Source organism: Pseudomonas sp. KH_046_2 (genome assembly GCF_057838985.1).
Window position 1 is genome coordinate 2,846,786 of sequence record NZ_CM174480.1, and the last position, 22,611, is coordinate 2,869,396.

Below are 22,611 nucleotides of genomic sequence, written 5' to 3' on the forward strand. Positions count from 1 at the left end.
GAGTCTCCTAGAAAAACGCCAGGGTCATGTTGACGCTGATGCCATTGCCTTCAGGGCGGTTCTTGGTGTCGAACTCCGGCACCCAGCGCGCATTGAAGTTGGCCTGGGCGTCGGCGAACTTGCCAGTCCAGCCCACTGTCGGGCCGGCGCCCACGGAGCGCCCGCGGAAACCGCTGTCGGCGCCGGACCCCGAGTCATCGGTGATCTGCTGGATGTAACCCGCGGCGATACCGGCGTTCCAACCGTTGCCAAAGCCGTGGGTCCACAGCGCATCGAGGGTGTAGATATCGCCGTTGCGATAATTGGTGGCGTCGTTCTCGGTGTAGAACTCCAGGCCGCTCGACAGCGTGAATTCGCCGCCTTTGCCGTCCAGATGAGTGAACGCCACGGTCGGCATGAAGGTGTAGTTGTTCTGCCCGGGGTTGGCCAGGCGATCATCGTTGTAGGCACCGGTGGGCACGTAGATCGGCAGCGAGAACGAGATGTGGTTGAGTTCGTCGAAGTGATAGCCGGCGGCAATCGGCGTCACCAGCATGTCGGCGAACTGGGTGCCGGTGTCCGAGGTGCCCAGGGTTCTGCCGCGAGGGCCGGTGATGCTCGCGGTGATGTCGGTGTACTGCACCGGTACGCCGATGGCCGAGGCGTAATTCCAGCGACCCTTGCCGGTGTCCCAGACATGGGTGAAGTTGGCCATGGTGTAAGACACTTTCATGTCCAGCCCGGTACTCAGGGCACCCACGATCGGCACCTGGTCGTTGCCCTTGAGGTCGCCGTCGTACCAGATGCTGGTCAGGGACATGACCCAACCCGGTTCCGGGGGCACGATCCCCGCGTTGGAAAACACTTGTTGCCCGGTGATGGGGCGTCCGACACCACCCTCGGCCGCCAGTACCAACGGGCTGCCGCTGACCATGCACAGCGCCAACAACAGGGGGCGCACTACGAAAGGCCTGATCATGACTGACTCCACTTATTGTTTTTGATTGACGGGGTTCAACAGCGGCATTTTCCATTCGCCGTTGCTGACTTCCGGTTTTGGCAAATACAGGCGCAATATCCCGTAGAACGGTCCGTTCGGTGCCGGCAGCCAATTGCTTTGCAGGTCTTTGGCCGGCGCCTTGTGCTGCACATAAAGAGTCAGGCCGCCATCGGCATCGAGCTTGAGATCAGGCAGCATGCGCGAGTTGATCAGGTAGCGATTGAGCGGGTTGGCCACCAGCAGCTTGTTCTTGCCGTCGTACATGGTCAGGGACCAGAACGCATCGGCCGGGGGCAGGGCGCCCTTGTCGAAATGCAGGGTGTAGTCGTTTCTCGAGGCGTCGACCGGTTTGCCGTCCTTGTCGACGAAATAACCGATGTAGTTCGCCTCTTCGGCGGAGTTGCCGAAAATCCCCATGTTGGCACCGGCATAGCGGTACAGGTAATTGCCCTTGAGGTGATCGCGGGTGCCGAAGAAATCACCGCTGCTAACCTCGTGGGTATCGACTTTGGTTTTCTTGAATTCGGCAAACCCGGCCTTGGCGTCGCTGATGCCGTCTTCCAGCGCCTTGCGCTGCTCGGCGCTGAGTTGGCTCAAGTTGAATGGCTTGCCGGCCTCGATACCGATCTTGGCGAAGCGCGCCAACAGGTCCTTTTCCACGTCCTGGGCCGGGGCGAACGCCAGCATGAAGTTCAGGTAGCGGAACAGGTCCGGGGTTTCGCTCATGGTCGGCGTGGGTTTTGGCCAGTCGATCTTCGGTGCGGCCACCGGCGCTTTGTGTTTGTCGTAATGACTCAGGGGTTCAACCTTGTAACCCTTCTGGATCTGCTTGACCTTGGCCAGATCCTTCTCATCGAACAGTTGTGTGCGGTACAGCGCATAGGCGATGTTGCTTTCACTGCGCAGCAGGTGGTCGATGTTCAGCGGTTGCTGGCCCTGCCAGTTGGGCCCGGCGATCATGAAATGCCCGCCATTGTTGCCGGTGCTGCGGGTGCCCAGGTAGGCAAAGTTCTGCGTATAGGCGTCGATCAGTTGCACCGAGTAGTAACGATGCTCTTCGATCGGCGGCAGGGTCAGTACCAGCGGCTCGGCGCGCAAATCCATCCAGACAAAGGAGTAGGGCGTGTCGGCGTTCGGCGTGACAAACGCGGTGTCCTTGGCGGTGAAGGCCTTGGCGGTGTTGCCGATCTGGTTGAACGGTGCCTTGAAGTTCGGGCTCTTCTTGTCCACAGCCTGGGTGTAGAGGGTCTTGTACATCTCCACCACCGGGAAGCCGTACAGATAAGCTTCCCTGGCGATGGCCCGGGCTTCCTCCGGGGTGGCGGTGAAGTCGGCCCAGGCGCTGGTACTCAGGGCAATCAGGCTGAAGCCGGTTGCGCGAAGGGCAACGTTCATGGATAGGTCCTTATGGACTGAGCTGCTCGTGCAGCAGTCGTTCGGTGAGCACATTGAAGAAGTCGCGGGCGTTCAATCCGGATGGAGTGGAGCGCAGGAAAGAAAGGCGTGTCAGCCGAGCATCTTGCGGCGGGCGACAGGTTGGACGGGGTGTTGGGGTGTGCCCGGGTATAAAAGCAAGGCGTATGCAGACTCGCCAAAAGAAAGGCGCGCATCTCCATATTTTTCGACATGATTCCCCCGATTCCCTGGTGGCTCATTGGGTACTCGGCCTTATTTTTGGCCGTTACTCCGTAATACCTTTCTGAACGAGCCGTAGGACGCGTCAGATAGAGTTAAGCATCTAAACATGAGTTAGCCAGTCGAATGAGTTAATTCTTTCGTTTTGTGTACAGGTTCTCGTTGTTTTTATGTACTAAGAAGTTAATACGAAACAAGGGGTTGGCGCTTTGAGCTGATAAACAGGGGGAGGATGCAGGCTTGCGGGCGGATGCGAGCCCCGGTGGGAGCGAGCGGGCTCGCTCCCACCGGGATGTTCAGTTTTTCTTCGCTTGTTCCCACACACGCTCTTCCTGCTCGCGCAGTTCCGGCGTGAACTCGGCACCAAAATCTTCGGCTTCAAACACTTGGCGAATCTCGATCTCGGCCTCGGTGCCCGGCATCGGGTTGGGGCAGCGCTTGACCCATTCGATGGCTTCTTCCCTGGACTTCACTTTCCACAACCAGAAACCGGCGATCAGTTCCTTGGTTTCGATGAAGGGGCCGTCGATCACCGTGTGTTTGTCACCGGAAAATTTTACCCGTGCGCCTTTGCTGCTCGGGTGCAGGCCTTCGCCCGCGAGCATGATGCCGGCCTTGACCAGTTCTTCGTTGTAGTTGCCCATGGCCGTCAGCAGTTCCTGGCTGGGCATGACGCCGGCTTCTGAATCCTGGCTGGCCTTGATGATGATCATGAATCGCATGGTCTCGTCTCCGTTGCAGTTGAGTGGCTCGATTTATAGTCGAACGACGGTGGAGCAATTCGACAGAGTGTTAACAAAAGTTTTCGTCGATGACGTGTGCCTTTCGTCATGAACCTCGGGAAGCAGTGGGTTAGGGCGTACTCTGTACTTTTGCCGACCTGTTCGGCTAACACAGGTTTGTGGGTTGTATCCAGTTTTGTGCCCTGTTACATGACAATTTATGTTTGACCGTAGGTCGTAGGACAATTTCATGGTTAACTTCGGCCTCGTCAAAATTCTCCACCACAACGTTCAGAAGGACTCCGTTCATGGCTCAAGTCACCCTTAAAGGCAACCCGGTTCAAGTCAACGGCCAACTGCCACAAGCCGGTTCCAAGGCGCCAGCCTTTTCCCTGGTTGCCGGCAATCTGTCCGACGTCACCCTGAAAGACTTTGCCGGCAAGCGCAAAGTGCTGAACATCTTCCCAAGCGTCGATACCCCGACCTGTGCCACTTCCGTGCGCCAGTTCAACGCCAAGGCCAGCGACGTGGCCAACACCGTTGTTCTGTGCATCTCCGCTGACCTGCCGTTCGCCCAGGCCCGTTTCTGCGGCGCCGAAGGCCTGGAAAACGTACAGAACCTGTCGACCCTGCGCGGTGCCGAGTTCATCCAGAACTACGGCGTTGCCATCGCCGACGGCCCACTCAAAGGCCTGACCGCCCGTGCCGTGGTGGTTCTGGACGAAAATGACAACGTGCTGCACAGCGAGCTGGTTGGCGAAATCGCTGACGAGCCGAACTACGAAGCGGCACTTGCTGTTCTCAAGTAAGTTAGCTTCATTACAATTGTTAACGGCCTGGCTCTGTCCAGGCCGTTTTCATTTGTGCTTCAGTGTCTTACACAAAACTCCTGTTACGTAAGCCGAAGGTAAATTGCCGGTAAAGGCGCTTTGCTTAAGACACGCCAGTGCTTATCGTTCAGCCTCATGTAAAAAAGCCCACGCGCCCAATGGTTGATCACTCAATGCAATCCTCCGCTTCCCGTAGTCCTCGTCGCTGGCTGTTCGGCCTGCTTGTCCTGATGGTCATCGCTGGCCTGTGCTGGAAATTCTGGCCCGGCAGCGCTGCACCCAAAGAGGCTGCGGGGCAGAAAGCCGTCGCCGGGCAAACCGGCAGGTCAGGCGGAATGCGCCCTGGATTCGGTGGCGCGTCCGGGCCGGTACCGGTGCGAGTGGCACCGGCGGTCAAGGGTGATTTCCCGCTGTATTTCAAGGCGCTGGGCACGGTCACGGCGCTGAACACCATCAATGTGCGCAGCCGCGTCGGCGGTGAGTTGGTCAAGATCCATTTCGAAGAAGGGCAGATGGTCAAGGCCGGCGACCTGCTGGCCGAAATCGACCCGCGCCCTTACCAGAACGCCTTGCTCCAGGCCGAAGGCACCTTGCTGCAAAATCAGGCGCAATTGAAAAACGCCCAGGTCGACGTCGAGCGCTATCGCGGCCTGTACCGCGAAGACAGTATTGCCAAGCAGACCCTGGACACCGCCGAAGCGCTGGTCGGTCAGTTCCAGGGCACGGTCAAGACCAATCAGGCAGCGGTCAACGACGCCAGGCTCAACCTCGAATTCACCCGGATCCGCGCACCGATCACCGGTCGCGTCGGCCTGCGTCAACTGGACGTCGGCAACCTGGTAGCGGCCAATGACACCACCGCACTGGCGATCATCACCCAGACCCAACCGATCAGCGTGGCCTTCACCCTCCCGGAAAACAGCCTCGACACCGTGCTCGCCCGTTATCGCAGTGGCGCCAAATTGCCGGCTGAAGCCTGGGATCGCGGTGATACCAAATTGCAGGCCACCGGCGTGCTGCAGAGTCTGGACAACCAGATCGACGTCACCACCGGCACCCTGAAATTCAAGGCCCGTTACGAGAACCGCGATCAGTCGCTGTTCCCCAACCAGTTCGTCAACGTGCGCCTGCTGGCCGACACCCTCAAAGACGTCGTACTGGCGCCTTCCGCCGCGATCCAGTTCGGCACCAACGGCACGTTCGCCTATGCCCTGGACGGTGACAAGAAGGTCAAGATCCGTCAGTTGAAAGTCGGCGCCAGTGACGGCGAGAACACCGTGGTCATCGAAGGCCTGTCCGCGGGCGACCGGGTGGTGTTGGAAGGCACTGACCGCCTGAAGGACGGCAGCGACGTGGAGGTGGTCAACGACAGCCAGGACGTGCCGACCACACCAGTCGAACACCTGCAAGGCGGGTCGGCGGTCAACGCGGCTGAGCCTGCGACCACCGGCAAGGCGAAAAAGGGCGGCGCATGAATCTCTCGCGGCTGTTCATCCTTCGCCCGGTAGCCACCACGCTGAGCATGCTGGCCATTATCCTGGCCGGCGTGATTGCCTATCGGCTGCTGCCGGTGTCGGCATTGCCCCAGGTCGATTACCCGACCATTCGCGTCATGACCTTGTACCCTGGCGCCAGCCCGGATGTCATGACCAGCGCAGTGACTGCGCCACTTGAGCGGCAATTCGGGCAGATGCCCGGCCTGACGCAAATGGCCTCCACCAGTTCCGGCGGCGCGTCGGTGCTGACCCTGCGTTTCAGCCTCGACATCAATATGGATGTGGCCGAGCAACAAGTGCAGGCAGCGATCAACGCCGCGACCAACTTGCTGCCCAAGGACCTGCCGGCACCGCCGGTGTACAACAAGGTCAACCCGGCCGATACACCGGTGCTGACCCTGGCCATCATCTCCAAGACCATGCTGCTGCCCAAGCTCAACGATCTGGTCGATACCCGCATGGCGCAGAAGATTGCCCAGATCAGCGGCGTCGGCATGGTCAGCATTGCCGGCGGCCAACGCCAGGCCGTACGCATCAAGGTCAATCCGGAAGCCCTGGCCGCCAATGGCCTGAACCTGTCGGACGTGCGAACCCTGATCGGCGCCTCCAACGTCAACCAGCCCAAGGGTAACTTCGACGGCCCGACCCGGGTCTCGATGCTCGATGCAAACGATCAACTGACGTCGCCCAAGGACTACGCCAACCTGATCCTGGCCTACGCCAATGGCGCACCGCTGCGCCTCAAGGACGTGGCGGAAATCGTCGACGGCGCCGAGAACGAGCGTCTGGCCGCGTGGGCCAACGAGAACCAGGCCGTACTACTGAACATCCAGCGTCAGCCCGGCGCCAACGTGATCGAGGTGGTGGACCGGATCAAGGCCCTGCTGCCGAGCATCACCGACAACCTGCCCGCCGGCCTCGACGTGGTGGTGCTGACCGACCGCACCCAGACCATCCGCGCCTCGGTCAAGGACGTGCAGCACGAATTGCTGATCGCCATCGCCCTGGTGGTCATGGTCACCTTCCTGTTCCTGCGTCGTGCCAGCGCCACGATCATTCCGTCGGTGGCCGTGCCGCTGTCGCTGATCGGTACGTTCGGCGTGATGTACCTGGCAGGCTTCTCGGTCAATAACCTGACCCTGATGGCCCTGACCATCGCCACCGGTTTCGTGGTGGACGATGCGATCGTCATGCTGGAGAACATTTCCCGATTCATCGAAGAAGGCGACAGCCCGCTGAACGCAGCGCTCAAGGGCGCCAAGCAAATCGGTTTCACCCTGATCTCCCTGACGTTGTCGCTGATCGCGGTGCTGATTCCGCTGCTATTCATGGCGGACGTGGTCGGGCGCTTGTTCCGCGAATTCGCCATCACCCTGGCGGTGGCGATCCTGATTTCCCTGGTGGTTTCCCTGACCCTGACGCCGATGATGTGCGCGCGGTTGCTCAAGCGTGAACCCAAGGAAGCAGAGCAGGGCCGTTTCTACCGTGCCAGCGGTGCGTTCATCGACTGGATGATCGCCGCCTACGGACGCAAATTGCAGTGGGTGCTCAAGCACCAGCCACTGACCCTGATGGTGGCCATCGGCACCTTGGCGCTGACGGTATTGCTGTACATGGTGGTGCCCAAGGGTTTCTTCCCGGTGCAGGACACCGGCGTCATCCAGGGCATATCCGAAGCGCCGCAATCGATTTCCTTCGCCGCCATGAGCGAGCGCCAGCAGGAACTGGCCAAGGTCATCCTGGCCGACCCGGCGGTCGAGAGCCTGTCGTCCTACATTGGTGTGGACGGCGACAACTCGACGCTCAACAGCGGTCGGTTGCTGATCAACCTCAAGTCGCACCACGACCGTGACCTAAGCGCCACGCAAGTGATTGCCCGCCTGCAACCGGAACTGGACAAACTGGTCGGCATCCGCCTGTTCATGCAGCCGGTACAGGACCTGACCATCGAAGACCGGGTCAGCCGCACGCAGTACCAGTTCAGCATGTCGTCGCCGGACTCTGAGTTGCTGAGCCTGTGGAGCGGGCGTCTGGTCGAGGCCCTGGCCGACCGGCCGGAATTGACCGACGTCGCCAGCGATTTGCAGGACAAGGGCTTGCAGGTCTACCTGGTGATCGACCGCGATGCGGCGTCGCGGGTCGGGGTGTCGGTGTCGAACATCACCGATGCGCTGTACGACGCCTTTGGCCAGCGGCAGATTTCCACGATCTACACCCAGGCCAGTCAGTACCGCGTGGTGCTGCAATCGCAGTCCGGCGAGAAGATCGGCCCGCAGGCGCTGGAGCAGATTCACGTCAAGACCACCGATGGCGGGCAGGTGCGCCTGTCCAGCCTGGCGCGCATCGAAGAGCGTCAGGCGCAACTGGCGATCACCCACATCGGCCAGTTCCCGGCGGTGATGATGTCCTTCAACCTGGCCCCCGGCGTGGCGCTGGGGCATGCGGTCGAGATCATCGAGCAGGTGCAGAAGGACATCGGCATGCCGATTGGCGTGCAGACCCAGTTCCAGGGCGCTGCGGAAGCTTTCCAGGCTTCGTTGTCGAGCACCTTGCTGCTGATCCTGGCGGCGGTGGTGACCATGTACATCGTGCTGGGCGTGCTCTACGAGAGCTACATCCACCCGATCACCATTCTCTCGACCCTGCCGTCGGCGGCGGTGGGCGCCTTGCTGGCGTTGATCCTCAGCGGCAACGACCTGGGCATGATCGCGATCATCGGCATCATCCTGCTGATTGGCATCGTGAAGAAGAACGCGATCATGATGATCGACTTCGCCCTCGACGCCGAGCGCAACCAGGGCATGGACCCGCAAACGGCGATCTATCAGGCGGCCTTGCTGCGTTTCCGGCCGATCCTGATGACCACCCTGGCCGCGCTGTTCGGTGCGGTGCCGTTGATGCTGGCCACCGGTTCCGGCGCGGAACTGCGCCAGCCGCTGGGTCTGGTGATGGTCGGCGGCCTGTTGCTGAGTCAGATTCTGACGCTGTTCACCACGCCGGTGATCTACCTGTATTTCGACCGTCTCGGTCGGCGCTGGGGGCGCAAGCCTGAGTCCGTGGAAACGGTAGAGCAGCCATGAACCTTTCCGGACCTTTCATCAAGCGCCCGGTCGCGACCATGTTGCTCAGCCTGGCGATCATGCTGCTGGGCGGCGTCAGCTTCGGTTTGCTGCCCGTGTCGCCGCTGCCGCAAATGGACTTTCCGGTGATCGTGGTCCAGGCCAGCCTGCCCGGCGCCAGCCCCGAGGTAATGGCGTCGACCGTGGCCACGCCTCTGGAGCGCTCCTTCGGCAGCATTGCCGGGGTCAACACCATGAGCAGCCGCTCCAGCCAGGGTTCGACCCGGGTCATCCTGCAATTTGACCTGGACCGTGACATCAACGGCGCGGCGCGGGAGGTGCAGGCCGCGATCAACGCCTCGCGCAACCTGCTGCCCAGCGGGATGCGCAGCATGCCGACCTACAAAAAGGTCAACCCGTCCCAGGCGCCGATCATGGTGCTGTCGCTGACGTCGGATGTGCTGGAAAAAGGCCAGCTCTATGACCTGGCCTCGACGATCCTGTCCCAGAGCCTGTCCCAGGTGCAGGGCGTCGGCGAGGTGCAGATCGGCGGCAGTTCGCTGCCGGCGGTGCGTATCGAGCTCGAACCACAGTCGTTGAACCAGTACGGCGTGGCCCTGGACGATGTGCGCAACACCATCGCCAATGCCAACGTGCGCCGGCCCAAGGGTTCGGTGGAAGACGATCAGCGGCTGTGGCAGGTCCAGGCCAACGACCAGCTGGAAAAAGCCAAGGACTACGAGTCGCTGATCATCCACTACAACGGCGGCGCGGCCCTGCGCCTGAAGGATGTGGCCAAGGTCAGCGATGGCGTCGAGGACCGCTACAACAGCGGTTTCTTTAACGACGACGCGGCGGTGCTGCTGGTGATCAACCGGCAGGCCGGCGCCAACATCATCGAGACGGTTAACGAGATCAAGGCGCAGCTGCCGGCGTTGCAGGCGGTGCTGCCGGCCAGCGTCAAGCTGAACCTGGCCATGGACCGCTCGCCAGTAATCAAGGCCACGCTGCACGAAGCGGAAATGACCCTGCTGATCGCTGTGGCGCTGGTGATCCTGGTGGTGTTCCTGTTCCTCGGCAACTTCCGCGCCTCGCTGATCCCGACCCTGGCGGTACCGGTGTCGCTGGTCGGCACCTTTGCCGTGATGTACCTCTACGGCTTTTCGCTGAACAACCTGTCGCTGATGGCGCTGATCCTGGCCACCGGGCTGGTGGTGGACGATGCCATCGTGGTGCTGGAGAACATTTCCCGGCACATCGACGAAGGCGTGCGGCCGATGCGGGCGGCGTACCTGGGTGCCCAGGAAGTCGGTTTTACCTTGCTGTCGATGAACGTGTCGCTGGTGGCGGTGTTCCTGTCGATCCTGTTCATGGGCGGGATCATTGAAAGCCTGTTCCGCGAATTCTCCATCACCCTGGCGGCGGCCATCGTGGTTTCGCTGGTGGTGTCGTTGACCCTGACCCCGATGCTCTGCGCCCGCTGGCTCAAGCCGCACACGCCGGGGCAGGAGAACCGTCTGCAACGCTGGAGCCGGCGGGCCAACGACTGGATGGTCGGCAAGTACGCCACCAGCCTCGACTGGGTGCTGCGCCACAAGCGCCTGACCCTGCTCAGTCTGTTCGTGACAATTGGGGTGAATATTGCGCTGTATGTTGTTGTTCCAAAAACATTTTTGCCGCAACAGGATGCCGGCCAGCTGATCGGGTTCGTGCGCGGAGACGACGGCCTGTCGTTCAGTGTGATGCAGCCGAAGATGGAGATTTTCCGCCGGGCAGTGTTGAAGGATGAGGCGGTAGAAAGCGTCGCCGGGTTCATTGGCGGCAACAACGGCACCAACAACGCCTTCATGCTGGTGCGCCTCAAGCCGATCAAGGAACGCAACATTTCCGCGCAAAAGGTCATCGAGCGTCTGCGCAAGGAAATGCCCAAGGTCCCTGGTGCACAACTGATGCTCATGGCGGACCAGGACCTGCAATTCGGTGGCGGCCGCGAGCAGACCTCGTCGCAATATTCGTACATCCTGCAAAGCGGTGACCTGGGGGCATTGCGCGAGTGGTATCCGAAAGTCGTCACCGCGCTCAGGGCCTTGCCGGAGCTGACGGCGATCGATGCGCGGGAAGGCCGCGGCGCCCGGCAAGTGACCCTGATCGTCGACCGCGACCAGGCCAAGCGCCTGGGTGTCGACATGGACATGGTCACGGCGGTGCTGAACAACGCCTACAGTCAGCGGCAGATTTCGACCATCTACGACAGTCTTAACCAGTATCAGGTGGTGATGGAGGTCAATCCGAAGTACGCCCAGGACCCGATCACCCTCAAGCAGGTCCAGGTGATCACCGCTGACGGCGCGCGGATCCCGCTGTCGACCATCGCCCATTACGAAAACAGCCTGGAAAACGACCGGGTCAGCCACGAAGGCCAGTTTGCCTCGGAAAGTATTGCCTTCGACATGGCCGAAGGTGTGACCGTAGAGCAGGGCGGTGCCGCCATCGAACGGGCGATTGCCAAGGTCGGCCTGCCGGAGGACGTGATCGCGAAAATGGCCGGCACAGCCAACGCTTTCGCGGCGACTCAAAAAAGTCAGCCGTGGATGATTCTGGGGGCGCTGGTGGCGGTGTATCTGGTATTGGGTGTGTTGTATGAAAGCTACATTCACCCGCTGACCATCCTGTCCACCCTGCCGTCGGCCGGGGTCGGCGCGTTGCTGTCGATCTATGCGCTGGGCGGCGAGTTCAGCCTGATTTCGTTGCTGGGGCTGTTTCTGCTGATCGGCGTGGTGAAGAAAAACGCCATCCTGATGATTGACCTGGCGTTGCAGTTGGAACGAAGCCAGGGCATGGCGCCGCTGGAATCGATTCGCAGCGCCTGCCTGCAACGTTTGCGACCTATCCTGATGACCACCCTGGCGGCGATCCTCGGTGCCTTGCCGTTGCTGCTGAGCCGCGCCGAGGGGGCGGAAATGCGCCAGCCGCTGGGCCTGACCATCATCGGCGGGCTGATCTTCAGCCAGGTGCTGACGCTTTACACCACCCCGGTGGTTTACCTCTATCTCGACAGACTGCGCCATCGCTTCAATAAATGGCGTGGGGTGCGTACCGATGCTGCTCTGGAAACTCCGCTATGACTGAACGTTCGCTTTTCAACCTGGCTGCACCGCTGATCACGGCCCGAGGCTCGCGTGTGTTGAGCCTGTCACTGTGTTTGGCGATGCTCAGTGCCTGCGCCGTCGGCCCGGATTACCAGCGCCCGCAAACCGCCGAGCCGGCGCAGTACAAGGCCGCAGAGGGCTGGCGTCAGGCCAATCCGAGCGATGCCCTGGCGCGCGGTGCGTGGTGGGAGTTGTACGGCGACCGGCAGCTCAACGACCTGATCGAAAAACTCAACAGCGCCAACCAGACCGTCGCCCAGTCCGAAGCGCAGTACCGCCAGGCCCAGGCCTTGGTGCGCAGCGCACGGGGGGCGTTTTTCCCGACGGTCGACCTGAACGTCAGCAAGAACCGTTCAAGCCAGGGCACCGGCAGCAGCAACTCCAGTCTGAGCAGTTCGTCCAGCGGCATTCGCGACACCTACTCGGCCCAGGCGGGCGTCAGTTGGGAGGCGGATGTGTGGGGCAAGCTGCGCCGAGGCCTCGAAGCCGACACCGCGAATGCCCAGGCCAGCTTTGCCGATCTGGCGGCCATGCGTCTGAGTCAACAGTCGGAGCTGGTGCAGAATTACCTGCAACTGCGCGTGATCGATGGCCAGAAGCGCTTGCTCCAGGACACGGTCGAGGCCTATCAGCGTTCGTTGAAGATGACCGAGAACCAGTACCGCGCCGGCGTATCGGGCAAGGACGCCGTGGCCCAGGCCCAGACACAGCTCAAAGGCACCGAAGCCGATATGATCGACCTGATCTGGCAACGCGCCCAGTTCGAGAACGCCATTGCCGTGCTGATCGGCCTGCCGCCGGCGCAGTTCAGCCTGGCGGAAAGCCAGGACATTCCGCAGTTGCCGCAAGTACCGTCGGCCCTGCCTTCGCAGTTGCTGGAGCGTCGCCCGGACATCGCTTCGGCCGAGCGCTCGGTGATGGCTGCCAACGCCAACATTGGCGTGGCCAAGGCCGCCTATTACCCCGACCTGACCCTGAACATGAACGGCGGCTACAGCAGCAGCACCTATTCCAACTGGATCAGCCTGCCGAACCGCTTCTGGTCGGTCGGACCGCAATTGGCCATGACCCTGTTCGACGGCGGCCAGCGCTCGGCAGAAGTCGACCGCAGTGAAGCGGCCTATGACGAAACGGTGGCCAAGTACCGCCAGACCGTGCTGGACGGTTTCCGCGAGGTGGAAAACTTCCTGGTGCAGCTCAAGGTGCTGCAGGACGAAGCCGTCGTGCGCCAACAGGCACTGGATGCCGCCCGGGAATCGTTGCGCCTGACCCAGAACCAGTACAAGGCCGGTTTGATTGCGTACATCGATGTGGTGGTGACCCAGGCTGCGGCGCTGAGCAATGAGCGCAGTAATCTGGATCTGTTGCAAAGCCGCCTGATTGCCAGCGTACAGTTGATTGCCGCGTTGGGAGGTGGCTGGGATGGGCAGCTTGAGGTGAGCGATAGCCGATAGCGCAATCTGACGCACGCTGCAATCCATGTGGGAGCAAGCTCGCTCCCACAGGTTTTGTGCGTTCGAAAGGAGTTAATGTAAAACCTTAAAACAAACGTTTCATCGGGATGATGGCCTTTTGCTAATTTTGTGAGTGCGTTCTCATTCGGAATCAGTACAATCGCCGCATTTGCCCCCCCAGCGAGAATCAATACCAATCACGGGGGCATTCGCGAGAAGTCCCCATGTACATCGGCAGCTATTCCCCCACCCTGGTTATCATTTCCCTCTGTGTAGCGATTCTCGCCTCATACACTGCACTCGACCTGACCGGACGCATTGCCACCGCCAAAGGCCGCGCCGTGCATTTGTGGACCGTGGGCGGGGCCGTTGCCATGGGCATCGGCATCTGGTCGATGCACTTTATCGGCATGCTCGCGTTCAAGTTGCCAATCGACCTTGGGTACGACGGCACCATCACCCTGTTGTCGCTGCTGATCGGCGTGCTCTCCAGCGGTTTTGCGCTGTGGCTGGTCAGCCAGCCGCATTTGCCGGCCTGGCAACTGGCCTTTGGCGCGTTGGTCATGGGCGCCGGTATCAGCGCGATGCACTACACCGGCATGGCCGCCATGCGCATGCAACCGGGCATCGACTACGACCCGACGCTGTTCGGCGCCTCGCTGCTGATCGCTGTCGGTGCTTCGGGCGCGGCATTGTGGATCGCTTTCCATCTGCGCCAGCACACGCCTTATGTCCGTCTGATCCGTGGTGGTGCCGCCGTGGTCATGGGCATCGCCATCGTCGGAATGCACTACACCGGGATGGCCGCCGCACGCTTTGCCGATGGCAGTTTTTGTGGGGCGGCAGTCAATGGCCTGACCGGCAAGGGCCTGGACAGCCTGGTGCTGATCACCACGTTGGCGGTGCTGAGCATTGCCTTGCTGACCTCGATCCTCGATGCACGCCTGGAGGCGCGCACCGCGAGCCTGGCCCATTCGCTGACCGAGGCCAACCGTGAACTGACCCAACTGGCCCTGCACGATACCCTCACCGGGTTGCCGAACCGGACGCTGCTCGCCGATCGAATCGATCAGGCCATGTCACGGGTCCGGGAAGACGGGGGGTGCTTTGCCCTGATGTTCATCGACCTGGATGGCTTCAAACCGGTCAACGATGCCTTCGGCCACCACATGGGTGATCTGCTGTTGCGCGAAGTGGCCGTGCGCCTGCGCGAAGACTTGCGCAGCCAGGACACCCTGGCGCGGATCGGCGGCGATGAGTTCGTGTTGCTGGTGCAATTGAGCGAACAGAACGACGCCTTGAACCTGGCGGCCCGTCAGGTCGGGTTGATCGCGCGCGCGTTCCGGGTTGCCGACCATGATTTGCACATTTCAGCCAGCGTCGGTATCGCGCTCTACCCGGGCAATGGGCAGTCCGCCCACGAATTGCTGATGAACGCCGACGCGGCGATGTATCACGCCAAGGGCGCGGGTAAAAACGGCTACAGCTTTTTCGATGCCTCGATGAACAGCAACGCCCGCAAACAACTGCAATTGCTGCAGGACCTGCGCAATGCCGTGGAACAGCAGGAATTCAGCCTGCATTACCAGCCCAAGTTCGACGCCGCCAACGGCCGGCCAGTGGGCGCCGAGGCCTTGTTGCGCTGGGAGCACCCGACGCAAGGGATGCTGTTGCCGGACAAATTCATCGAAATGGCGGAAAAGACCGGACTGATCATTCCGATCGGCGAGTGGGTGCTCAACGAAGCGTGCCGCCAGATGCGCGAGTGGTACGTGCTGGGCTATACCGACTGGCGCATCGCGGTGAACCTTTCGGCCATCCAGTTTTGCCATGCCGGGTTGGTGCAGAGCGTCGCCAAGGCGCTGGCGACACACCATCTGCCGGCCAACAGCCTGACCCTGGAAATCACCGAAACCACCGCCATGAGCGATGCCGATGCGAGCATGACGGTGCTGCAGGAACTGTCGGAAATGGGCGTCGACCTGTCCATCGACGATTTTGGTACTGGCTATTCGAGCTTGATGTACCTCAAGCGCCTGCCGGCCAACGAATTGAAAATCGACCGCGGTTTTGTCCGGGACCTGGAGCACGACAGCGACGACGCTGCCATCGTCTCGGCCATCGTCGCCCTCGGCCAGGCGCTGGGGCTGCGCATTGTCGCCGAAGGTGTGGAGACGGGCATGCAGCAGGACTTCCTGACGCAACTCGGCTGCGATTCGTTGCAGGGTTACCTGCTGGGGCATCCGCTGCCGGCCGCAGGTTTCATGGTGGAAATCCATCGCGGAGAGCAATTGGTCGAGCAGCTCAAAAACAGTGCCGAGTGTGAAATGTCGATGACATGACAGCTGACGTGAAGCCATGCAAAAACCGCCAATGGCGGTTATTCTTGCCCCCGACCGCTTAAGCTTTGATTGGGGGAAAGCTCGCATGGACAAAGTCATCGTCATCACCGGCGGTAGCCGCGGCATTGGTGCCGCCACCGCTCTGTTGGCCGCCGCGCAGGGCTATCGGATCTGCATCAACTATCAGGCGGACGAACAGTCTGCACTCGGCGTGCTGGAGCAAGTCCGCGCCCTCGGTGCGCAAGCCATTGCGGTAAGGGCCGATGTCAGCATCGAAGACGAAGTCATCGCGCTGTTCCATCGGGTAGACACTGAGTTGGGCCGAGTCACCGCGCTGGTGAACAACGCCGGCACCGTCGGGCAGAAGTCCCGGGTCGACGAGATGTCCGAGTTCCGCATTCTAAAAATCATGAAAACCAACGTCCTGGCGCCGATCCTCTGTGCCAAGCACGCGATCCTGCGCATGTCGCCCAGGCACGGAGGGCAGGGCGGCAGCATCGTCAACGTATCGTCGGTCGCCTCGCGCTTGGGATCACCCAACGAGTACGTGGATTACGCCGCGTCCAAAGGCGCGCTGGACACCTTCACCATCGGCCTGTCCAAGGAAGTGGCGGGTGAGGGGATTCGGGTCAACGCCGTGCGCCCCGGCTTCATCTATACCGATTTCCATGCCTTGAGCGGCGATCCGGATCGGGTCAGCAAACTGGAGTCGGCAATCCCGATGGCCCGGGGCGGGCGTCCGGATGAAGTGGCGGAGGCGATTGTCTGGTTGCTGTCGGACAAGGCTTCCTATGCGACCGGGACTTTTATTGATCTTGGTGGTGGGCGTTAACTCCTGGAACAGGCGTTGTTTGCGCTGGCCTCATCGCGAGCAGGCTCGCTCCCACAGGGTTCCTTGGTGTACGCAAAATCTGTTTACACCGGAGATCCCTTGTAGGAGCGGGCCTGCTCGCGAAGGCAATAGAGCAGGCAACATCCAACCATCAAAACGACCGCACAATCCGCCCCAACGTCTCCATCGCCTTTTCCGATTCCTCGGTCCACGGGCTCCCATAATTCAACCGAATACAATTCCTGAAGCGCTGGGTCGGTGAAAAGATCGGCCCCGGCGCAATGCTGATGCCTTGGGCCAACGCCATCTGAAACAACTTCAACGAATCCATCTGTTCCGGCAGTTCCAGCCACAGAAAGTACCCGCCCGCCGGTTGGCTCACCCGCGTCTGCGTCGGGAAATAGCGGGCGATGGCGGCGAGCATGGCGCTTTGCTGGTCTTCCAGTGCGTGGCGCAATTTACGCAGGTGCCGGTCGTAACCACCGTGTTGCAGGTAATCGGCGATTGCCGCCTGGGCCGGCATCGACGCGCACAGCGAGGTCATGAGTTTCAGTCGTTCGATCTTCTGCGCATAACGCCCGGCGGCAACCCAGCCGATGCGGTAGCCGGGGGCGAGGCTCTTGGCGAACGAGCCGCAATGCATCACCAGACCTTCGGTATCGAAGGCCTTGGCCGGTTTTGGTGCTTGCTGGCCGTAATAGAGTTCGGCGTAGACATCGTCCTCGATCAGCGGCACCTGGTGGCGGCGCAACAATTCCACAAGCTGCTGTTTCCTGGCCTCGGGCACGGTCGCGCCCATGGGGTTCTGGAAGCTGGTCATGCACCAGCAGGCCTTGATCGGATGGCGCTCCAGGGTTTGTTCGAGCACGCCGAGGTCGATGCCGTCGCGCGGGTGCACGGGGATTTCCACGGCCTTGAGTTTCAGGCGTTCGAGTACTTGCAGGCAGGCGTAGAACGCCGGGGCCTCGATGGCCACCAGATCGCCGGGTTGGGTCACCGCTTGCAGGCACAGGTTCAGGGCTTCGAGGGCGCCGTTGGTGATCAGCAGTTCTTCCATGGGCAGCATCAGCCCGCCGACCATGTAGCGCAGGGCGATTTGCCGACGCAGTTGCGGGTTACCCGGCGACATGTCGGTGACCACCATGCGCGGGTCCATCTCGCGGCTGGCGCTGGCCAGGGAGCGGGACAAGCGTTGCAGGGGAAACAGCGTCGGGCTGGGGAACGCCGAGCCGAAGGGCACGGTGTTCGGATCCTTGATCGAGTCGAGCACCGAGAACACCAGTTCGCTGACGTCGACTTCGGTGGACTCGTTGACTTCATTGCTGATCACCGGCTCGGAAAACGGCCGGGGTGCGTGGGCGTTGACGAAGTAGCCGGAGCGCGGACGGGCGCGTATCAGGCCGCGACGCTCCAGCAGGTAGTAGGCCTGGAACACCGTCGACGGGCTGACGCCGTAGGTCTGGCTGGCGTAGCGCACCGACGGAACCCGCTGACCGGGACCGAGGACGCCGGAGCGGATCAGTTCTGCGATGTCGTCGGCGAATTTTTCGTAGCGTTTCATCGGTGTCCCGCAATGGAGTCGGTTCGATTAATTGTGGCGAGGGGGCTTGCATTGCCAAAACAGGACTGCACTTCACCAAGGTCAGCATCTTAAAGGCTCAGCGATTCATCGGCGCAACAAACCGGCTTTTTGCCACGCTGTAGACGCCGGGCTCATCGCTGTCGACCACCTTGAAACCGATGCTCTGCGAACTGCTGGCCGGACGTTCCGTGAGCATCGTCACCGACACCGGCACATCGACAATCTCGCCCGGCGCCAGGCTGAATTCAGTCCTGCCCTGCAACTGGAAATCATCGGCATCCACCAGGCTCAATTGATAGTCCTGACGCTGCTGGGTTTTGTTGATCACCTTCAGACTGTAGATGTTTTCGATCTGCCCCTGGCTGTTCTCGCGGAACAGGCCCCGGTCCTTGCTGACGTCGAGGGACACCATCGGTCGTTCCGCCAGCGCCATCACCAGGGCTGCGATCATCACCAGCAGCACGGCGGTGTAGCCGATCAGGCGCGGGCGCAACAGATGTGTCTTGCCTCCCTGCAACTGATGTTCGGACGTATAGCTGATCAATCCTGGTGCGTAGCCCATTTTGTCCATGATCGAGTCGCAGGCGTCGATGCACGCGGCGCAACCGATGCATTCCATCTGCAAGCCATCGCGAATGTCGATGCCGGTCGGGCAGACCTGCACGCACAGCTGGCAATCGATGCAATCGCCCAAACCGACCTCGGCGGGTTTCACCTCGCGTTTGCGCGGGCCGCGGTTTTCGCCCCGGGCCACGTCGTAGGAAATGGTCAGGGTGTCCTTGTCGAACATCACGCTCTGGAACCGTGCGTAGGGGCACATGTGCATGCACACCGCTTCACGCAGCCAACCGGCATTGATGTACGTGGCGCCGGTAAAAAACAGCACCCAGAACAGACTGACGCCACTCATCTGGAAGGTCAGCAGCTCTTCGGCCAATGGCCGGATCGGCGTGAAGTAGCCGACGAACGTCAGGCCGGTCAGCAGGCTGATGGCCAGCCACAAGGTGTGCTTGGCCGAGCGACGCATCAGCTTGTTCAGGCCCCACGGCGCGGCTTGCAACTTGATCCGCTGGTTGCGCTCGCCTTCGGTGATCTTCTCGCACCACATGAAGATCCAGGTCCACGAACTTTGCGGGCAGGTGTAGCCGCACCAGACCCGGCCCGCGAACACGGTGATGGCAAACAGGCCGAATGCGGCGATGATCAACAGCGCCGAGAGCAGGATGAAATCCTGCGGCCAGAAGGTCGCGCCGAAGATATGGAATTTGCTTTCGGAAAGGTCCCAGAGCACCGCCTGGCGGCCGCCCCAGTTCAACCACACGGTGCCGAAAAACAGCAAAAACAGAAAACCCGCGCCGCTGATGCGCAGGTTGCGGAACAGCCCGGTGAAGCTGCGGGTGTGGATCAGGTTGTCGCTGGATTTGGCCTTCGTCTTCAGACGCGAAGGCTCGAATGTTTCTACGGTTCGGACGGGGATTCTCTCGCTCATGGTCTTTCGCTCATCAGCCTCCATCAGGCATGAGCACTATGAGCGGCGATCTGTTTGCATAACAGACTCAGGTATTGCATTAAAAAGCGGATCAGATGGCTGTGTTTGCACCGCCTGCGACAACTTGAAGCAGCCGTCGCTGCCGGGCCCAGGGGCCTTTGCAAAACAGCGGCGGCAGGTGCGGATCAATCCCGGTCAAATCACCGAACCACTGTCGGTGGCTTTCAAGTGCCGGCGTCCATCCACCGCGCCTGCCGGTCAGGGATTCACCCTGTCTGCGGAGGATTTTTCACAGCCTGACTCCTGCTCGTTGCTCTTTGTTTCCGAGAGTTCGTGCTGGCTGTAGTCCATATCACCGTGCAGCAGATGATTCTCCAGCTCCCTGATGATCGAGCTTTTGGTTGGTTGTTCAAAGGTTTTGCGTTCGGCTTCGAAGCAAAGAAATTCGTAGTTGAATATTTTCAAGGGAAGGCCAGCCGTCGATTGGTCGTTCACGGTTGAGCGCGTGGTGCAGTGCGCTAGCTCTGTTTGTGAATTCACTGACGCTGGAAAAAATCGTTTTCATGGCTGGCCACGCTCAAGGCTGACGGAGTGATGGCTATTTAAGGTGGGGGGTGTAAGTTTCGTAAAGTGTCGGGCGGGCAGAATTGCCGCTTCAGGACCGGTACTACGCGTTCTTGGGAAATGTCATTCATTTTTATGGTCGTCCTTGGTTTCTACGCAGGAACGACCAATTGTCGTCATTCAGGATTCACAATCACCGGCGGTATCGTCGTTGGAGGTTCTTCCTTTGGCGGTGGGGTCGTGGCAGGAATGGATTGTTCAATGTTCAAGCCTCCAGTGGCACATGGCGTGAGTCGTGCTTAAGTAGGTGGACTGGTTGGTTGACCGCAGCGCGTAGGACTTGATTCCGGAAATTGTCGATGAAACTTTCCCGGCGGCTGTCGCTCGGAACCTAAGTGAGTGCATCCCGGGGTGGATTGCCCGGCGGGGTGACGACCAGACACAAGCGCGTCCATGGGGCGTAAGGAGAGAGGCTCGATGACGGCTGAAAAACCGACTGAGTTGAGCTACAACCCGCACATGCCGCTGTCGCAGGCGCTGTTGCTGCCGCGTATCGTCATTGAAAACATCATGCCGACCCTTGAAGGCGGGCAGTTCGCGGTCAAGGCCGTGGTGGGGCAGGACGTGGTGGTGACGGCCAAGGTCTTCGCCGACGGGCATGACAAGCTGGCGGTGCGCGTGCGCTGGCGGGCCGAGGACGAGGACGTCTGGCAAAGCGCGGCCATGAACGACCTGGGCAACAACGGTTGGCAAGGGCAGTTCCGGGTCCACAGCCAGGGCCGTTATCTGTTCTGTATCGAAGCCTGGATCGATCAGTTCGCCAGTTTTTGTTATGAACTGGAAAAGAAGCATGCGGCTGCCGTTCCAGTCAGCCTGGAATTGCAGGAAGGCCGGATTCATGTGCAACAAGCCGCCGAACGCAGCGAAGGGCAACTCAGCGAGCAACTGGCGGCCTTGCACCATGAACTGTCAGGGCTGCTTGAAACCGAGCAGATTGCACTGTTTTTGCACCCGCGTAGCGCCGACCTTATGGCCCGCGTCGATCATCGCGCCTACCTGAGCCTGAGCCCGGAGTACCCGGTGGATGTGGAGCGCGAACTGGCGCAGTTCGCCAGTTGGTATGAATTGTTCCCGCGTTCGATCACCGACAGCCCGGCGCGCCATGGCACCTTCAATGACGTGCATTCGCGGCTGGCGATGATCCAGGACATGGGGTTCGACGTGCTGTATTTCCCGCCGATCCACCCGATCGGGCGCAGCTACCGCAAAGGCCCGAACAATTCGCTGACGGCGGGCCCCGATGATCCGGGCAGCCCTTATGCAATCGGCAGCGAAGAGGGCGGGCACGAGGCGATTCACGCGCAGTTGGGCACCCGCGAAGACTTCCGCCGACTGGTGGCGGCCGCTGCGGCCCATGGCCTGGAAATCGCCCTCGACTTCGCCATCCAGTGCTCCCAGGACCATCCGTGGCTCAAGCAACACCCGGGCTGGTTCAACTGGCGGCCGGACGGCACGATCAAATACGCGGAGAACCCGCCGAAGAAATACCAGGACATCGTCAACGTCGACTTCTATACGCCCGAGGCGATTCCGAGCCTGTGGGTGGAACTGCGGGACATCGTAGTCGGCTGGGTCGAAGAGGGCGTGAAGATCTTCCGCGTCGATAACCCACACACCAAGCCGTTGCCGTTCTGGCAGTGGCTGATCGCCGATGTACGGGCGCTGTACCCCGAGGTGATCTTCCTCGCCGAAGCCTTTACCACCCCGGCCATGATGGCACGCCTGGGCAAGGTCGGTTACTCCCAGAGCTACACCTATTTCACCTGGCGCAACACCAAGGCCGAACTGGCGACCTATTTCACTGAACTCAACGAGTCGCCCTGGCGCGAATGCTACCGGCCGAATTTTTTCGTCAATACACCGGACATCAACCCGGCGTTCCTCCACGAATCCGGGCGCCCCGGGTTTCTCATCCGCGCCGTGCTGGCGACCATGGGCTCGGGCCTGTGGGGCATGTACTCGGGTTTCGAGTTGTGCGAGTCGGCGCCGGTGTCGGGCAAAGAGGAATACCTCGACTCCGAGAAGTACGAAATCCGCCCCAGGGACTTCAACGCGCCGGGCAACATCATTGCCGAGATCGCCCAGCTCAACCGCATCCGCCGGCAGAACCCGGCATTGCACACGCATCTGGGCCTGAAGGTCTACAACGCCTGGAACGACAATATCCTGTACTTCGGCAAACGCAGTGCCGATGGAGGCAATTTCATTCTGGTGGCGGTCAGCCTCGATCCGCACAACGTGCAGGAGGCGAACTTCGAGTTGCCGTTGTGGGAAATGGGCTTGCCGGACTACGCCAGCACCCAGGGCGAAGACCTGATGAATGGCCATCGCTGGACCTGGCATGGCAAGCAGCAATTCATGCGGATCGACCCGGCGTACCAGCCGTTCGGGATTTGGAGAATTACCGCCTCTTGAGAA

14 protein-coding genes are annotated in these 22,611 nt (G+C 60.9%); 8 read left to right on the top strand and 6 right to left on the bottom strand.

The genetic code is table 11. The annotated features are described in order from the left end of the window. Positions 1–7: 7 nt before the first annotated feature. The 3 genes from AC3IX1_RS12910 to AC3IX1_RS12920 form a co-directional block, all read right to left on the bottom strand. On the bottom strand, positions 8–958 hold the full coding sequence (locus tag AC3IX1_RS12910; protein ID WP_489388485.1) for a SphA family protein: 951 nt from the start codon (positions 956–958) through the stop codon (positions 8–10). A 12-nt stretch (positions 959–970) separates the two neighbouring features. Continuing rightward, positions 971–2,374, bottom strand: coding sequence for a DUF1254 domain-containing protein (locus tag AC3IX1_RS12915; RefSeq protein ID WP_489388486.1), 1,404 nt, complete (start codon positions 2,372–2,374; stop codon positions 971–973). A 536-nt stretch (positions 2,375–2,910) separates the two neighbouring features. Next, a complete protein-coding gene (locus AC3IX1_RS12920; protein WP_223512620.1) occupies positions 2,911–3,336 on the bottom strand; it encodes a YciI family protein in 426 nt (141 codons plus the stop codon). A 308-nt stretch (positions 3,337–3,644) separates the two neighbouring features. Here AC3IX1_RS12920 and tpx point away from each other — a divergent pair, with 308 nt between their 5' ends. The 7 genes from tpx (at position 3,645) to AC3IX1_RS12955 (ending at position 16,498) form a co-directional block, all read left to right on the top strand. Continuing rightward, positions 3,645–4,145 carry a thiol peroxidase gene (gene tpx / locus AC3IX1_RS12925; protein ID WP_103393591.1) on the top strand — a complete coding sequence of 167 codons (501 nt, stop codon included), beginning with the start codon at positions 3,645–3,647 and terminating at the stop codon, positions 4,143–4,145. A gap of 179 nt (positions 4,146–4,324) precedes the next feature. Further along, positions 4,325–5,641, top strand: coding sequence for an MdtA/MuxA family multidrug efflux RND transporter periplasmic adaptor subunit (locus AC3IX1_RS12930; protein ID WP_489388487.1), 1,317 nt, complete (start codon positions 4,325–4,327; stop codon positions 5,639–5,641). Beyond that, entirely contained in the window at positions 5,638–8,742 is a 3,105-nt protein-coding gene (locus AC3IX1_RS12935) for an MdtB/MuxB family multidrug efflux RND transporter permease subunit (RefSeq protein WP_489388488.1), read from the top strand. The genes AC3IX1_RS12930 and AC3IX1_RS12935 overlap by 4 nt, the downstream gene beginning before the upstream one ends. Beyond that, positions 8,739–11,846 (top strand): efflux RND transporter permease subunit, encoded by a 3,108-nt coding sequence (locus tag AC3IX1_RS12940; RefSeq protein ID WP_489388489.1) that lies wholly within the window; start codon positions 8,739–8,741, stop codon positions 11,844–11,846. The genes AC3IX1_RS12935 and AC3IX1_RS12940 overlap by 4 nt, the downstream gene beginning before the upstream one ends. Beyond that, complete coding sequence (locus AC3IX1_RS12945; protein ID WP_489388490.1) at positions 11,843–13,324, top strand: efflux transporter outer membrane subunit; 1,482 nt, start codon at positions 11,843–11,845, stop codon at positions 13,322–13,324. The genes AC3IX1_RS12940 and AC3IX1_RS12945 overlap by 4 nt, the downstream gene beginning before the upstream one ends. Before the next feature lie 224 nt (positions 13,325–13,548). Continuing rightward, complete coding sequence (locus AC3IX1_RS12950) at positions 13,549–15,666, top strand: putative bifunctional diguanylate cyclase/phosphodiesterase (RefSeq protein WP_489388491.1); 2,118 nt, start codon at positions 13,549–13,551, stop codon at positions 15,664–15,666. 85 nt (positions 15,667–15,751) lie between these two features. After that, complete coding sequence (locus AC3IX1_RS12955) at positions 15,752–16,498, top strand: SDR family oxidoreductase (protein ID WP_489388492.1); 747 nt, start codon at positions 15,752–15,754, stop codon at positions 16,496–16,498. Positions 16,499–16,649: 151 nt separating this feature from the next. On the opposite strand, the gene mapR is transcribed toward AC3IX1_RS12955, so the two are convergent. The 3 genes from mapR to AC3IX1_RS12970 all read right to left on the bottom strand — a co-directional run bounded on the left by mapR (position 16,650) and on the right by AC3IX1_RS12970 (position 20,064). Then, a complete protein-coding gene (gene mapR, locus AC3IX1_RS12960) occupies positions 16,650–18,059 on the bottom strand; it encodes a GntR family transcriptional regulator MpaR (RefSeq protein WP_489388493.1) in 1,410 nt (469 codons plus the stop codon). 97 nt (positions 18,060–18,156) lie between these two features. Then, positions 18,157–19,569, bottom strand: a complete 1,413-nt coding sequence (ccoG, locus tag AC3IX1_RS12965) for a cytochrome c oxidase accessory protein CcoG (RefSeq protein WP_489388494.1) — start codon at positions 19,567–19,569, stop codon at positions 18,157–18,159. 258 nt (positions 19,570–19,827) lie between these two features. Further along, on the bottom strand, positions 19,828–20,064 hold the full coding sequence (locus AC3IX1_RS12970; protein WP_489388495.1) for a hypothetical protein: 237 nt from the start codon (positions 20,062–20,064) through the stop codon (positions 19,828–19,830). Between the two features lie 546 nt (positions 20,065–20,610). On the opposite strand from AC3IX1_RS12970, the gene AC3IX1_RS12975 reads away from it, so the two are divergent. Next, positions 20,611–22,608, top strand: coding sequence for an alpha-1,4-glucan--maltose-1-phosphate maltosyltransferase (locus AC3IX1_RS12975; protein ID WP_489388496.1), 1,998 nt, complete (start codon positions 20,611–20,613; stop codon positions 22,606–22,608). The last annotated feature ends 3 nt before the right edge of the window (positions 22,609–22,611 follow it).